The following is a 14,219-nucleotide window of genomic DNA, read 5'->3' on the forward strand; positions in this document are numbered from 1 at the left end:
GCAAGTTGGGTTAAAAAATGTAAACTAAAGGGATGTATTTTCTGGTTTTTTTTATACGAGTTTCATTTTTTGAATTGTAAACAGTTTTTAATACTAAAAGCACATCAATAGTATTGAAAATTTTAAGTAAAAAAACAATTATCCCCAAAAGGAGCCAATTTTGATCCAATAGCGGTGCTTTTCTATAAAACTCATCAAACCAAACGCTCAAATTGCAATAAGAGGTAAATAAATGAAAAATAAGCTTGATTCGTTATTTAATAATTATCCTTTTATGTACTATTTTTCCATTATTTAATTCGATTTTTAAAATATAAATTCCAGATTTATTTATGAAAAATTGATTATTCGATATCGTATTTACTTTTACTTCTTTTCCTAAAACATCAAAAGCTTTTACATTTTTCAAGGTAACATGTGAGTGGATTTCCCATTCACCATTTGAAGGATTGGGATAAATTGCTACTTGAAAATCCGTATTGTTTTCAAAAGAAATAGTTAATAAGTTCGTATCAAAATTTGAAATAACACCTGCAAGTAATCTGATATAGGCCGCTTGATTATTTATAGCGGGTTCCGAAACTTCCCAGCTATTGTTTGGATACCCATCATTAAAATCCAAATAGGATTTTGTTGCAGGCTGACCATAAGGAGGCGAAAGACTTGTAACCGAGAAATCTTTATTGGGCCCACCAACTAAATAACCTGGAGCTGGACCTTTGCTAGAAGTTATGGCATTGTCATATACCGAACCGTTGGCAAACCATTGATGATACAACTCGTTTATAGAATAGTCGGCTCCAAATTCATACATATTTGATAATTGAACAATACCAAGCGGATTTACTCCATGAAAACTGTGCATCAATTCTTTAGCCCTGTTTTTTAGGTTGCTAGCATTACCAATTCCATATTTTGCATATAACAAATTTAGGTTTCCATATTTGGCTTTTATTCGATTGCTTCCCCAGTAATACGCCCATTGTGGCATATAATCCCTATAAAGCCCCAAATTACTAATTCCATAAAAATTATTCCAATTGTTTGTTACATCATTTTGAGCAGCATTTGTTATGGAATTCACAAGGGTTGTTGTAGCATTAGGTAGCGTCGTATAATACAGTAAAGCATCTTGAATGGGTGTATAATCGGCTCCCCAATTGGAATCTGACAACGGAGTGATTATGGGTGCATTCGTTGTTATGAAAGTGTTGTATGTAGCCAAATTAGTAAGTTTGTAAAGATAAATTGCTGCACTAACCATCATTGTTTTTTGCTCGGTACTACTTACATCCGCATCACCAGAAACAATTTCGCCATTATCACAATTGGTTTGTAAGGTATTGGAAGTATAAAAAGGTAAAGTATAATTGTAACAAGCTATGGCACGATTTTGTAATTGCGAAGCATAAGTTGTATTTCCAATAGCATTAAAAATAATAGCGGCATGGGAAAAAGTACTAGCCATTGTTGCAGAAGCAGCAGTGCATAAATTGCCATAATAGCGAGGATCTGTGTTGGCACTTGGTGGATAACTACTGTTTTGAGAATAATTTTTGCTCCCCATTTTGATATAGGCAGAACCATCAGAATTTGACATTTTGTAGAGCCAATCTAATTCATATTTTAATTCGTCCAGAATGTCAGGTACATTGTTTCCGCTTTCAGGAATATTCCAATCGTCTCCAAAAATAGCGGGATTGCTTTCATAAGCCATCAATAAATCATGAATTACAGAATAGGTAAAGGTAACATATTTATTATAATCGCCAGCATCAAACCAACCTCCAGATAGCTCTTTTTCTGTAGCAGCATTGTTTTGTGCAAAAATCGAACGGGCATTATTATCTTGAAGATTGTTGTTAAAATTTAAGCCATCCGTCCATTTTGAATTGGCAAAAGGAACTGCTTTTGTAAAGTTACATCTATTGTAATAAAACATTTTTGTAGCCGCTTTTAATACTTCCGTATATGGATTTGTCGCAATTTGAAAAGTAGCCGAACTTTTGGCATTGGTAGCATCATAAATATAATAAGTTCCAGGAACCGTTACCGAAGAAAAATCGAACCACCACCCTTTATCTCCAGAAAAAGAATCGGTAACTCCAGCATTCCAAATGGAAACAGCACCCGTAAAAACAACGGTATTGGAACTGTTTTTTACTTGCAAAGTGGCCGGAGCGGTATAACTTTCGGCGGCATTGAAACCTGTTTGTGGATTTCGGAGCACCGCAACTTTTGTTCCTGTAGTGAAATATCCAAATTGATCTACTTCAATAAATGGATTTTGGGCAAAAGAAATACTGCTAATTAAGAGTATAAAAAATGTTTTCAATTTCATTTTTTTTGGTGTTAAAATTATAAATTTATCTGTGCAAATTTTTATTTATTGCTAATTAAAGTTTACGGATTTACCCATACCGCTACTTTTATACTTTTATTTTTGATAATTTCTTTGCAATTTCCAGTAGAAAACGCTCCAGCACCGCTCCTTCCGTTACAGGTATTACCATCTACATCTGTAATAGTATATGGTACATTGCAAGACAAAGCTATCTTTGGTTTTTGTGGTTTTTGCCTAATGTAAAGTTTTTCATTGTACCAATAGCCTTTGTATTCTAAAATTTCAGTAACCCTACTATGACTATTATTAGGTTTATATGCCGCATCTACTATTGAAAGCCATTTTGGAATACCATCATCTCGAACAGAAAATGAGATAATGGTATCATTTTTCACTTTTGAAGCTTTGCTAATTGTATTGATTGTAGCTTTTTTTTGTTCGACATTTAAAAAAACATTAGAACTAGAAAAGACTAAGTTTCTTGCTTCTTTTGTCATTTTTTGTAATGTAATAACCTCCACGGCATAATCGCTTTTTAAATCAAATTGCTGCGGAAGTTCATATTTTTCAATCGGTTTTCCTGTGGTTATTACTTCCATTTTAAATTTTTCTGGATGCAATTCCATTTCATCTACTATTTTTTTATTGATGATCCACGAATAGGTTTTTGCTGGTAATACAATAGGGAGTTTTACATTATTCAATACATTTGTTGCCATTTCGTGATACGTAAATGCTGTTTCTATTTTTCTGTCGTGGCTCCCAATCCATTGATGGGTTGAAAGCAAGGATTCGCCATTATATACAATTTTTATATAAATTCCAGGATGATTATTTAATGCTTTGGGTAATCGAACATTATAAATATAAGTATCCATCCAAGCGTTGTGTTGTGCGGATATTTTACCTATATACAACACTAAAATAGCAATTAGTACTATTTTTTTCATCGTCTTCGTCTTATATTTTCCATAAATATTTTTGTTTTCCAATTAATATCAGAATTGTTTATAATTGGCCAAAGTAAATTATCTAAATCGCTGAAAATATTAGGAGATTCAGATGACGAATTGCATAATACTACCCAATTGAACCCATTGCTCCCACGAATCATTTCGGAAACAGTGCCAGGTAAAGAACCCGTATGCCACCAATTGTTGTTTGAGTTTACTGCCCATCCCGAAGCATAATTTTGGTTTTGAGCACTTGGAGTAGTCATTTTTTGAATGGTTTCAGGCAATAAAACATCTTCTGTATGACCGAAACCATCCATATAAGCCATCAATTTTACATAATCAGTGGCAGAAGCTATCCAACCCCCATGAGCATCCATTCGGTTTACATTCATATTGTATGGATTAAAGGCGTCTGAATAATATTTTACCTCATCCTGCCAAGTGCCCAACTCGTTTTTTTGAGCTAATTTGATGCTATGTAATCTGATGGGTTTTAAAATAGCATCTTGTATGTATTTTTCATACGATTTGCCTGAAATTTTTTCTATAACTCTTCCTAAAATGGCATAACCAAAATTGGAATACGCATACACATTGGGCACTTTTTTTATTGAAGAAGCATTTTTAGTAATTTCATCCCTAATCAAATCGTTTATGTTTAAGGCATTATTCCTAAACATAGGATCGTTGTTGTCATTGGTCCAAAGACCCGTGGTATGTTGCAAAAGTTGTTGAATGGTAATGGTTTCTAAAACTTTTTTTGGTGTTCCAAAGTCGTTTTGTAACACACCATTTTGCCCAAAAACTTGATCTTCTAATTTTAATTTGCCTTGTTCTATCAATTTGTAAATTCCAACAGCAGTAATGGTCTTAGACAAACTGGCAATTCTAAATAAATGATTATTATTAACTGCAATTTTGTTTTCTTTATCCGCATAGCCATAGGATTTTTGGAATACTATTTTTTCATTTTTGGTAATGGCAATTTGCAAACCGACCACTTTGTGGGTAGTCATGAAATGGGTTACCACTTTGTCAATTTCGGCTTCAGGATAGAGGGATTGAGAAAAGGATAATTTGAAAGTTAATAGGAAAATACAGATTAAATATTTCATTTTTTTTACATTTTACATTATTAATTTGATAAATCATACAATTTGATGCTGTAAATAACATTTAAAATTTGCGAAGTTTCTTTAAAGAGGTCTGTTTTATTGGTGGTTCCTTGCTTGTATAATTCTTTCAATTTTATATCTCTATATTTAAAACTTCCGTTTCTATAATTCCAGCTGCCACTTTCTCCTTGCAATTGCAAATAGTCGTCGGAACTATAAAAATCTTTATCACTAAAATTATAGGTAATTCTAATATATCCGTTTTCAATATCTAATGAAGTTATGTCATATTGCCAAATTCTATCATCAACCTGTATTATGCTTCCATTACCACTTCCCGTTTCTGAAACTGTTGCAATATGATTTCTATTAGTATCCATTAAACTATTGGAAGTGTTTTGAATGTTTTTTATTTCTTGTCCAAATTCGTCAAATACAGCAACATCCATAAAGCCATATAATTGTAATTCTTTTGAATTTCCCATAACTTCATCGCTACTGCCTAAACAATTTAATTGAATTGGCCTTAGCTTTATTTTAAAATTGGTATATGGTTTTGTTTTATTTGCATCTGGAAAATAAAGCACTTCTCGGTTTGGTCCCCAAAAAAGAGTACCAAATTCAAATTGTTGGTATCTAGTATATCCTTTTTCATTGATGGTTACTTCGTCTGTTTTTGGCAAACCCAGTTTTTTGCTATTTTGTCCGCCATCATTGTACCAATATTCTCGAAAAGCACCTCCAATTATTTGAGTGCCTGTTTTGGTACTAGTAGTGATGGTTCCGTTTGTAAATGTAGCAAAATCGGCATTAGTACCAGAAATACGAACAATATTAGAAATTGGCAAACCCAACCAACCATTTTCCCAACCAATTTCGCCCCATTTTTGTAAAATGGGGCCAAAAATAGCATAAGCGGTATTTGCTTTGGTATTATAATACACATTTCCGTTGTCAAAAATCCAACAATATCCTTTTTTTACTCCAAAAGAATTGGGTGTTTTTGGATTACCTAAATAAAATTGATTTGCTTTCGCAAGCATTTTTTGCTCCATTTCTTTTATCTCTTTTTGTGCATTCAAATAGGTGTTTTCGCTGCTTTTTAATTTATCTACACCTAATTGTGCAAAGCAAATGCTTGAAATTGAAAAAACAAACAAAAGGCAATAATTAATTTTTATATTTATTAATTTTTTCATTTTTTTTTAAATTTAATACTATCTCATAATTACTTTATCGCCCACAATAGTTCCGTTTTCAAAAGTTTGAGACATGGTGCCTCCTGTGTTTTGTTCTTCTGAAATAGGAAACCCTAATTTGTCATAGTTTTGCAAAAAAATATTGAAAATTCCATTTTTGTACTTTACACTATATGCTTCTGCTTCCCCTTTTTTCCAATAAATATATCCTTTTTCAAATTGTTGTTGAAGTCCTTTTTTATCATTGGTTTCTACAGCATCAAATTCTGGATATTCCAGTTCGCCAACTTCCCAGCCCGTTTTATTAAATCTCTCCATAATTGGACCATGATGCACAATGACTGCTTTTTTGACTTTTAATTTATACCAAATAGCACCGCCTTCAAAAAACTGGGCATGACCTACTTCGGCATAATATTGTCCTTTCTTTGCTCCTTTTATTGGGCAAGAATATTCGTTGTTTACAGGATATCCCAAGTTGCCATTTTCCCAACCCTGACTGCCGTATTTTTCATTGATTTTACCATAAGTACCAAACAATAGCTCATTTTTCCAATCCGATTGTGGTCGAAAATACATATTGCCAAATTCAAATTGTTGGACCACACCATTTTCTTTTATTCCGAAAGGGTCGCTGATAGGAAAACCATAAACACCATGCTCGGTGTTGTTTTTGGCATGAATATTTCTGAAACCTAAATCAACAAAATGAACTTGATTGTTGAAAGGGGTATAAAAAATGAAACCATTATTTTTGTTTGTTGCCCAAAACCAGCCTGTTTTTCCGTCTTTGTTGGTGGTTTGTTTGGGATGACCTTGGTCGTTTTTTAAATCGCCCAAATTGTCTTTGGCATATTGGTTGGTAGCCATATAGTTGGTAATCATCGCAATAGCCGTTTCTCTGTTATCTTCGCCTGATTTGGCATTTTTAAGATGAGATAAATCTATCTTTTTTGCAGGTTCTTTGGTTTTAACTTCAGTTACTATTTCTGCGAATGATTTTGGACCTGCATCAAACTCTTCATTTGTAAGAGCTAAACAACTTGAAGGTTTCCAAACGATATATCCTTTACTGAATTTATTGTATTTTAGATAACCTGCATCTTTCCATTTTTGGTCGGCAACATCCATTTCATTAGATTCTAGATTTCCAACTTTTTCAAAAACTCCTTTTTGTCTGTATTTTTCTCTTATTGCACCTTGAATAGAAACAACAGTACCTTTTTTATTCAAATACAGCGTTGCATTTTCAAAAGTTGCAGAATTTTTATTTAATAATTTTTCAAATTTGCCTATCCAAGGATTGTCATTCCAATATTTTCTTAATTCTTTATTATTTAATTCGGGCACATTATTGACTACTGAAAAAAAGGCACTAAATCTTCCATCAGCGTTGTTTCCATAATAATTACTTATTTCAGGAACTTTAATATTATAAGGATAATTATCAATTTCACTATTTGAAGTAATTATTGAAAATGGCAATTCATTTACTATTGTTTTATCTAAAAAATAATTTCCAAAAGCTAAAATATTTAGACCAATATGATCGTCTTGTGATAATTTACCCCTAATTGATGCATCTTTTATTACATAATCACAGTAAGGCATTTTTTCAAATGTTTTCCAATTAAATTTAAAATTTGTTAATGGATTATTATAGTAGGATTTATTTTTTACTTCATCACAAGTATTTTTTTTGGAATAAAAATCATTAAAATAGCCTATATTATCATTAGGATTATCATTATCCCATTCATACATGTGTACTTCCATCATTATATTTGCACTTGGACCTTCATAAATTGTAAAATTACCTTTTCCATAAGTGCCACCTGCATCTACACCACCTATATAGCTATTTTCTGGGTATTTTATAGTTTTAATGTACATTCCATCTTTAAATATATTAAAAATGAAATAGATTTCATCACTACCACTACCATCACTAGTCTCTTCGTGGCAATGAAAACCATTGAAATCTATTTTTACTTGTGCTTGCGAGGCAGTAGCAAAAAGTAAAAGGGCTAAAATTGCGGTTATTTTTTTCATTTTATCTGTCGTGTATGATATCTCCAGCGCTTATACTAAAGCTTAATTTTCCGTTGTTTATTTCTCCATAAAGCACATTTCCGTTAGAATAAGCTTTGGTTATTTTCAAATTCCATTCTTTAAAAAGGTTAAGTTCTGTTGGGCCAAATCCAGAGACAAACCTTTTATCTCTTGATGTACCCCATGTCAAAGTTGCGTTTTCCTTTGCGTTAGTATTGAAAATATAAGTATTGTTAGAGCAACTGATTTGTCTATCGCTAAAAGTATATTCAATCATAGATTGTCCAGATTTATTAGCTAAATTTAAAAGGGTATTACCATAAGCAACCCACCAATTAGGACCACCACCATCTATATTTGTGTCAAATGCTCCAGTGGACATGATGGTGATTTTTACAGAAATGACACGGCCATCATATTGTTTAAAATAATCCCCAATAACACCACTCCATTGTTGTGGAAGATCATTTCTTTGTGGTAAAATTTTTTGGGCATGTACCACTTGCATGCTAAGCATTGCCATCAAAAGCCAAACTGATTTCATAATTGTTTTTTTCATTTTTTGTCGTATTTAAGTGTTATTATATATTTTAATTATAATCATTCTAGTTTTTTTACTATTTTTTTTGTATTTTATCATGTCAAATTAGTAAAAAAATATTTTTTTTAAAGTTTTTTAATTTATAAAATAATTTTATAATAAATATAAGATTACTATTTACTTAAATTTTTAATTTTCGCCAATCGATTTTATTGGTAATTTTTCAAAAGTACCCGAAATGGTTTTTACAATTTTGGGGTTATTCATGTCATACACCTTAACGGTAAAGGAGCCATCAACGGTAGTTTTATGCACATTTGTTATTTCAAAATTTCCGCCTTTTTGTTTATAATTTGTTGGCACAATTCCTCCTTGTGGTAGTTTGGTTTTATGAACAGCATCTAATATTCCGTAAGCAAAATTTTCTTTTGAAAGGTAATTTCCAACGGCAATTTACCGACGCAAGGAGGAATCGCAATAGTTGCTCGAATTATAGGATTTCTCCAATTGTCGAAATGACAAGTTAGACCTCAATTAAATTACATTATTAGCTGATTATTTTTTATTGAAATTTAATAAAGTGAGTTCACTAAAAGTGCCCGTAATTTTTCCTGCTTTGGCTTTTTCATCCACACGATCTTCTTTCTTTTTGGCACCATCTCGTTTTACAATATCGATGAGTTCGCCAGAAAATGAACCATAATATTTACCATTGAGTTGTTTTATTTTTAGCGAACCTCTTATTTCATACATTTTTCCGTTGCTAGATATTCCAGATGCTTGTTTGTAGGTTTTGGAAAATTCGTGAACACCTTCCGAAATAGCATCCACAACCAACAACACAAAGGGTTGTTCAAAATTTCCAGGAGCGGCATCGGTTCTCATTTTGTTCATAATGGTACCAATTATATATTTTCCATTGGCAAACATCATATTCGCACTTATCGGATTTGTTTTGGATCCATTGGTTTCATATACAATTGTTCCTTTGGAATTCATCATTTCCATGGCTTTTTTCTTAGCTTCTTCTTTGGTCATTTTGGCTTGTGAAAAACCAAAAAAACTACAAAAAATCAAAAGGATGTTAAATATACATTTCATAGCTTGTTATTATTAAATTTTGTATAAGATTATTATTATTTATTTGAATTATCTTTTAAAGAATACAACTTTACTGTTTACGCCATCTGCAACAATTAATTTATCGCATACATAAGCCAGCCCCCAAGACGATGGATAATCGGCATTGCTTGATATTGTTTTTACCTCTTCGGCAGTATTTGAGGTATTAAAATTCCATTTTTTTACTTTTGAAACCGAGTTTTCTACACAAGTAAAATACACCGCTTGCTCACTTTTTACATAAATAATATCTAATGGTGTAAAATTTATATTTAATGTTTTACTTAATGTTGCAGTTGTTCCGTTGAGGTTGTACATGTTTATTTTTTTTGAATGCAAATCGGTTGTAAACATTTTACCATCTCCAACTGCCACCCCAAGAGCCTGCTCTTTTTCTTGACTTGAGCCTTGTATTTCGGTTATTGTACGGCTGGCCGATGTTGGTTGGGTTACTTTTACTACCGATGCTGGAAACACTTGATTATCGGCACATTCATTACAGTGCAGGTTTTCGCACATAATATACAAATCATTGTTTTCGTCAAAATTAATGCCTCTTGCGTTCCATGGATTACTTAATGATGTTGGGTTTACTTTATTGGCCATTACCATAAAAGCATTTTGGGTGTTCCAATTATCTGATTTCATAAAATAAACAATCTTGTTATCAACCGTGCTCGATACATACAAATTTTGATCTGCATCAAAGGCTATTGCCTCTGGATTATATACAAAATGGGTTTTATTGGGTTGATTACCGTTATAAAAATCGCCAAATTTTTCCCATATTTTTACTTTTCCTATTTGTTTTCCATTATCTATTTTATGAATGTAGGAAACAGCAAACCCCCCTGATCTGCCATAAGCTATACCACAAACATAGTGGTCTGTTTCATTTTGAGTAATGTCTTTATTTGGCATATCTAGTAAGATGCAACTCAAATTATGAATGGCACTTGGTCTTGCTATTTTTTCAACATAAACTTTTGAAAAGTCCTTTTTATATTTCATTGCATTTTTTGGTGCTGGAGCGTCTTGTGCATTAGAAATTTGTACCGATGATATGGCTACTAAAAGCAGCATTATTTTAAAAATTGATTTCATAATGTTTGAGTTTATTTGAGTTTAATTAATTTCTTCCTTTTGGTGCTAAACCATTGATTAAGTTTGGGATTTTAAAAGTAGTGATGCCATCTCCTCCATAAGTAGTATATATCACTGAAAATAAAGCTTGATGTTGAGAAATCAATAAACTTCTACCATCGCAGGGTATAGTAACGCCAACATCATTAATTAAACCACCACCATTATTAGCATGCATAACAATGGCACCCAAAGTATTTGCACTAGCACCAGTTGAAAAATTTGGAAAATCTCCTTGAGCAACTATATAAAATTTCACGCCAATATCTGATAGCATTTTTGTCCAACTAGCACTTGTCCCATCGGTGGTTAATGCTTTACCAGCTTGATTAGTTTGAGTAGGGACTCCGTTTTTGGCATACATTGCAAAGGGTACACTCAACAATTGGGTTGTTGATGTAATGGTATAATTGGCTCCGCCAGTGGGGTCGGTTTCTGTTTTAATAAAATAAGGACCATTCCCCCAGTTGATGGCTACAAAATCGCCAGAAACAAAACCACCATCGCCAATTGTTAAACTAACCAAGCCATTGGCATTGGTAGCAGCCGTTTGGGTTTGGGTATAAACAGACGTTCCTGTTGCAGTTCCTTGTAAAATGGATATTCTAATACCTACATTGGCATTTGAAACCAAAGCATTACTACTATTTCTAATGACCGCCTGATAACTCATTTTTTCTGGAGCTTGGGCGTTTGCTTTTAGAAAAAAGAGGAAAGAAAAAAGAATAAAGATTTTTCTTGCGGATGTGTATAATTTTATTGTCATAAGTTCTTATTTTTTAATGATTTTAAAAGATTTAGTTAAATTGTTTTCTGCTTGAATAAGCAAAATATAATTACCTGTTTGATACAAACTCATGTCGATTTGAACTTCTTGCACCCATTCGGGAGAAGTAAAAAGGAGCTTTCCTGAAATATCAAATAGTTGGTATTGAAACTTTTTATTTGTAAGATTGTTTTTGATAAACAACACGTTTGTTGTTGGGTTTGGATAGGTGCTAAATTCTAAACTGATTGCAGGAATTTCATCTGTTCCAAGCGTAAAAATTTCATAAGGTTGTTGCACACCTTGCGAAACCGAACCTCCAGAACCTGTAACTGTTACATAATCTATCTGACCAATGGTAAAGCTTACTTTGCCTTGGCTGCTTGTTGCTTCTCCGCCTCCAGCATTTACAGATTGCTGTGCATTTCCTTCCAGAAAAAAGAGGAAAGAAAATAGAAAAAAGAGTATTTTTGTTTTCATATTTTTTTACTTTAATAATATATTTTAATAATTGTCCAAGTATTGCTGGAATTATTAGTTACATTCTGATAAGCTCTATTGATGTTACTCTTAACTGTATCAAAAGTCCCTGAATTTTGCACATCATCTCATGATTTTTACTTACTAAATTACAGAACAAAAGTGCTATTCTTTTTTATAAGAATAAGATGAGAATTATTAAACTGCAACTTTCAATAATTGAAATACGAAAAAATAAAAAAAACTCCTTCGCCATTTGGAAAAGGAGTTCGAATAATTTGAATGAGAATAAATTATACTTTTTTAAATAAACTTAAAAATTCTTGTTTTTTATTTCGGCTTAATGCTATGTTTTTTCCATCTTGCATAATGATTTCACCTCCTTCGCCCCGAATGTATTGTTTAATAAATTTCAGATTGATAATATGCGATTTATGTGCTCTAAAAAACAAAGAATTGTCTTGTAAAACTTCTTCAAAATTAATCATCGTTTTGCTTGCCAAATGCTTGGTTTTGTCATTCATAATAATGTAGGTATAACAACTACTGGCTTCTAGATACATAATGTCGTCAATTTTTACAAAATGCAATCCGTCTTGTGTAGAAAGTGCCATGGTATCTTGCATTTTACCATTGATAAACTGATGTAAATGTTTCAGTTGGTCTTTGGTAAGGTTTAATTCTTGGGCATTAAATTTTTCTAAAACCTGCTCAATATCTTTTTGGTCAATGGGTTTTAATAAATAGTCCAAAGCATTTATTTTCAGTGCTTTAATGGCATATTGGTCATAAGCAGTAGTAAACACCACTTTGAACGGGAGTTGTGTAAATTGTGCTAACAAATCAAAACCATTTAAAACAGGCATTTCTATGTCTAAAAAAATAATATCCGGAAGGTGCTTCTCTATTAATTCTTTCGCTTTGGTGCTGTCTTGTGTGGTTGCAACAATAGAAACATTTTCCATATCGGCTAATATATGTTCTAATGTGATGATACAATGTTTTTCGTCGTCTATGATTAATACTTTAGTCATCATAATATATTTGAAGTTCTACTTTAGTTCCTTTTATTTCATCATTTTCTGTCAAATCAGTAATTTTATAACTGTTTTTTGAATTGACTAATTGCAATCGATTGATGGTAATATCAATACCATACGATTTGTGTTTTAATTGCTCTTTTTTTAATAAAGCTGCTGCTTTTCTGCCAATTCCATCATCTATTATTGCTATTGTAATAGCATTTTCATTCATTTCTTGAATTTCAATTTTTAATAATCCTTTGTTGGGTTTATTATTTAACCCATGCCAAATTGCGTTTTCTGCAAAAGGCTGAATAATCAATGGTGGAATTTTTATATTTTCTAGTTCAATATTTTTATCAATCAAAATTTCATAATCAAATTGATGATCTAATCGTACCGCTTCAATTTCTAAATACATTTTTAGCGTATTGAGTTCTTTTTCTAAAGTGATGCTTTCATACCTAGAATTTTCTAAAATATTTCGCATCAATTTAGAAAAAGTTGTTAAATAACCGCTTGCTTCTCGGCTTTTTTGCTGTACTATAAAGCTATTTATTGAATTTAAGGAATTAAACAAAAAATGCGGATTCATTTGTGAACGAAGGGTTTGCATTTCGCTATCAGAAATTTTTCTTTTCAATTTTCCTTTCTCTTTTTCTTGATTTACCAAATATCTATTGATTAAAAAAGCAATAAATAAAATAAATAGCAACACAAGAACAGTAAACCAAATCGTATTATAAAAAGGGGGAACTATTTCGATAGTTACTTGTAATTCTTCCCGCTGAAAATTACCCAAATTATCTCCAGCTTGAATCGTTAAATTATAAATTCCAGGTGACAATTTTATTAAAGATAACTTAGGAATTGAGCCCAAATAACGCCAATTTTTTTCATTATCAAATTTATATCTATAAATAATTTTTTCTTTTTCTGAGTAAGATAGTGACGAAAAATAAATATCTAATGAAGTATAATCATAGTTAAGTTTAATTTTTTGTTTGAAATTTGGAATAATTTTACCATCTATATTTACAGAAGTTAATTCTAATTTATTTATCAATTGCGTTTTTACTATTTTTTCTAAATCGATAATTTGAAGTCTAAAATCAGTACCAATTGCTAATTTATTGTTTTTGAGGAGTTTAAAACCATTGGTTATGTCGTTACTTGCCAAACCATCTATTTGTGATAAACGCACTGCTTTATTGGTTTTAGGACTAAAATGATATAAACCTTCGGCACAACCAAACCAAATATTTCCTTTTTTATCCTTTGCAATTCCAACTACATGATTGTTTACCACATTATATTTAATAATATCAAATGATTTTATTATTTCACCTTCTTGCGTTACTTGGTTCCAACCGCCATAACCAGAAAAAAGTAATGTATTATCATTTTGAACTGAAATATTGATGTAATATTCTGTTATAAATTTAGTATTGTTTTTAAATTGTTTCGAGTTATTTACAT

Annotated in this window: 13 protein-coding genes; all 13 read right to left on the reverse strand. The window is 31.7% G+C overall.

From position 1 onward, the window contains the following. Positions 1–253: 253 nt before the first annotated feature. Positions 254–2,341, reverse strand: coding sequence for a glycoside hydrolase family 9 protein (locus B0A58_RS13740; RefSeq protein WP_089081538.1), 2,088 nt, complete (start codon positions 2,339–2,341; stop codon positions 254–256). A gap of 62 nt (positions 2,342–2,403) precedes the next feature. Continuing rightward, the gene (locus B0A58_RS13745; RefSeq protein ID WP_089081539.1) at positions 2,404–3,294 is read right to left on the reverse strand and encodes a hypothetical protein; all 891 of its coding nucleotides are present in this window, start codon (positions 3,292–3,294) and stop codon (positions 2,404–2,406) included. Next, positions 3,291–4,415 carry a serine hydrolase domain-containing protein gene (locus tag B0A58_RS13750; protein WP_089081540.1) on the reverse strand — a complete coding sequence of 375 codons (1,125 nt, stop codon included), beginning with the start codon at positions 4,413–4,415 and terminating at the stop codon, positions 3,291–3,293. Before B0A58_RS13750 ends, B0A58_RS13745 begins: the two co-directional genes overlap by 4 nt. A gap of 20 nt (positions 4,416–4,435) precedes the next feature. Next, positions 4,436–5,614, reverse strand: a complete 1,179-nt coding sequence (locus tag B0A58_RS13755) for an LGFP repeat-containing protein (protein ID WP_089081541.1) — start codon at positions 5,612–5,614, stop codon at positions 4,436–4,438. A gap of 18 nt (positions 5,615–5,632) precedes the next feature. Next, positions 5,633–7,666 carry an LGFP repeat-containing protein gene (locus B0A58_RS13760; protein WP_089081542.1) on the reverse strand — a complete coding sequence of 678 codons (2,034 nt, stop codon included), beginning with the start codon at positions 7,664–7,666 and terminating at the stop codon, positions 5,633–5,635. Between the two features lies 1 nt (position 7,667). Then, positions 7,668–8,225, reverse strand: coding sequence for a hypothetical protein (locus B0A58_RS13765; RefSeq protein ID WP_089081543.1), 558 nt, complete (start codon positions 8,223–8,225; stop codon positions 7,668–7,670). Between the two features lie 171 nt (positions 8,226–8,396). Then, positions 8,397–8,570, reverse strand: a complete 174-nt coding sequence (locus B0A58_RS16535) for a hypothetical protein (RefSeq protein ID WP_165766353.1) — start codon at positions 8,568–8,570, stop codon at positions 8,397–8,399. A 192-nt stretch (positions 8,571–8,762) separates the two neighbouring features. Continuing rightward, positions 8,763–9,308: a hypothetical protein gene (locus tag B0A58_RS13770; protein WP_089081544.1), complete on the reverse strand. Its 546-nt coding sequence runs from the start codon at positions 9,306–9,308 to the stop codon at positions 8,763–8,765. A gap of 48 nt (positions 9,309–9,356) precedes the next feature. After that, complete coding sequence (locus tag B0A58_RS13775; RefSeq protein ID WP_133063145.1) at positions 9,357–10,433, reverse strand: NHL repeat-containing protein; 1,077 nt, start codon at positions 10,431–10,433, stop codon at positions 9,357–9,359. A 25-nt stretch (positions 10,434–10,458) separates the two neighbouring features. Further along, positions 10,459–11,238 carry a tail fiber protein gene (locus tag B0A58_RS16870; RefSeq protein WP_243389503.1) on the reverse strand — a complete coding sequence of 260 codons (780 nt, stop codon included), beginning with the start codon at positions 11,236–11,238 and terminating at the stop codon, positions 10,459–10,461. A gap of 6 nt (positions 11,239–11,244) precedes the next feature. Next, the gene (locus tag B0A58_RS13790; protein WP_089081546.1) at positions 11,245–11,718 is read right to left on the reverse strand and encodes a T9SS type A sorting domain-containing protein; all 474 of its coding nucleotides are present in this window, start codon (positions 11,716–11,718) and stop codon (positions 11,245–11,247) included. Between the two features lie 293 nt (positions 11,719–12,011). Beyond that, positions 12,012–12,755, reverse strand: a complete 744-nt coding sequence (locus tag B0A58_RS13795; protein ID WP_243389504.1) for a LytR/AlgR family response regulator transcription factor — start codon at positions 12,753–12,755, stop codon at positions 12,012–12,014. Then, positions 12,745–14,219, reverse strand: a 1,475-nt coding sequence (locus tag B0A58_RS13800; RefSeq protein WP_165766354.1) for a sensor histidine kinase, incomplete at its 5' end; no start/stop codon positions are given. The genes B0A58_RS13800 and B0A58_RS13795, both read right to left, overlap by 11 nt.

Source organism: Flavobacterium branchiophilum NBRC 15030 = ATCC 35035, from assembly GCF_002217205.1.
GTDB classification, from domain to species: Bacteria; Bacteroidota; Bacteroidia; order Flavobacteriales; family Flavobacteriaceae; genus Flavobacterium; species Flavobacterium branchiophilum.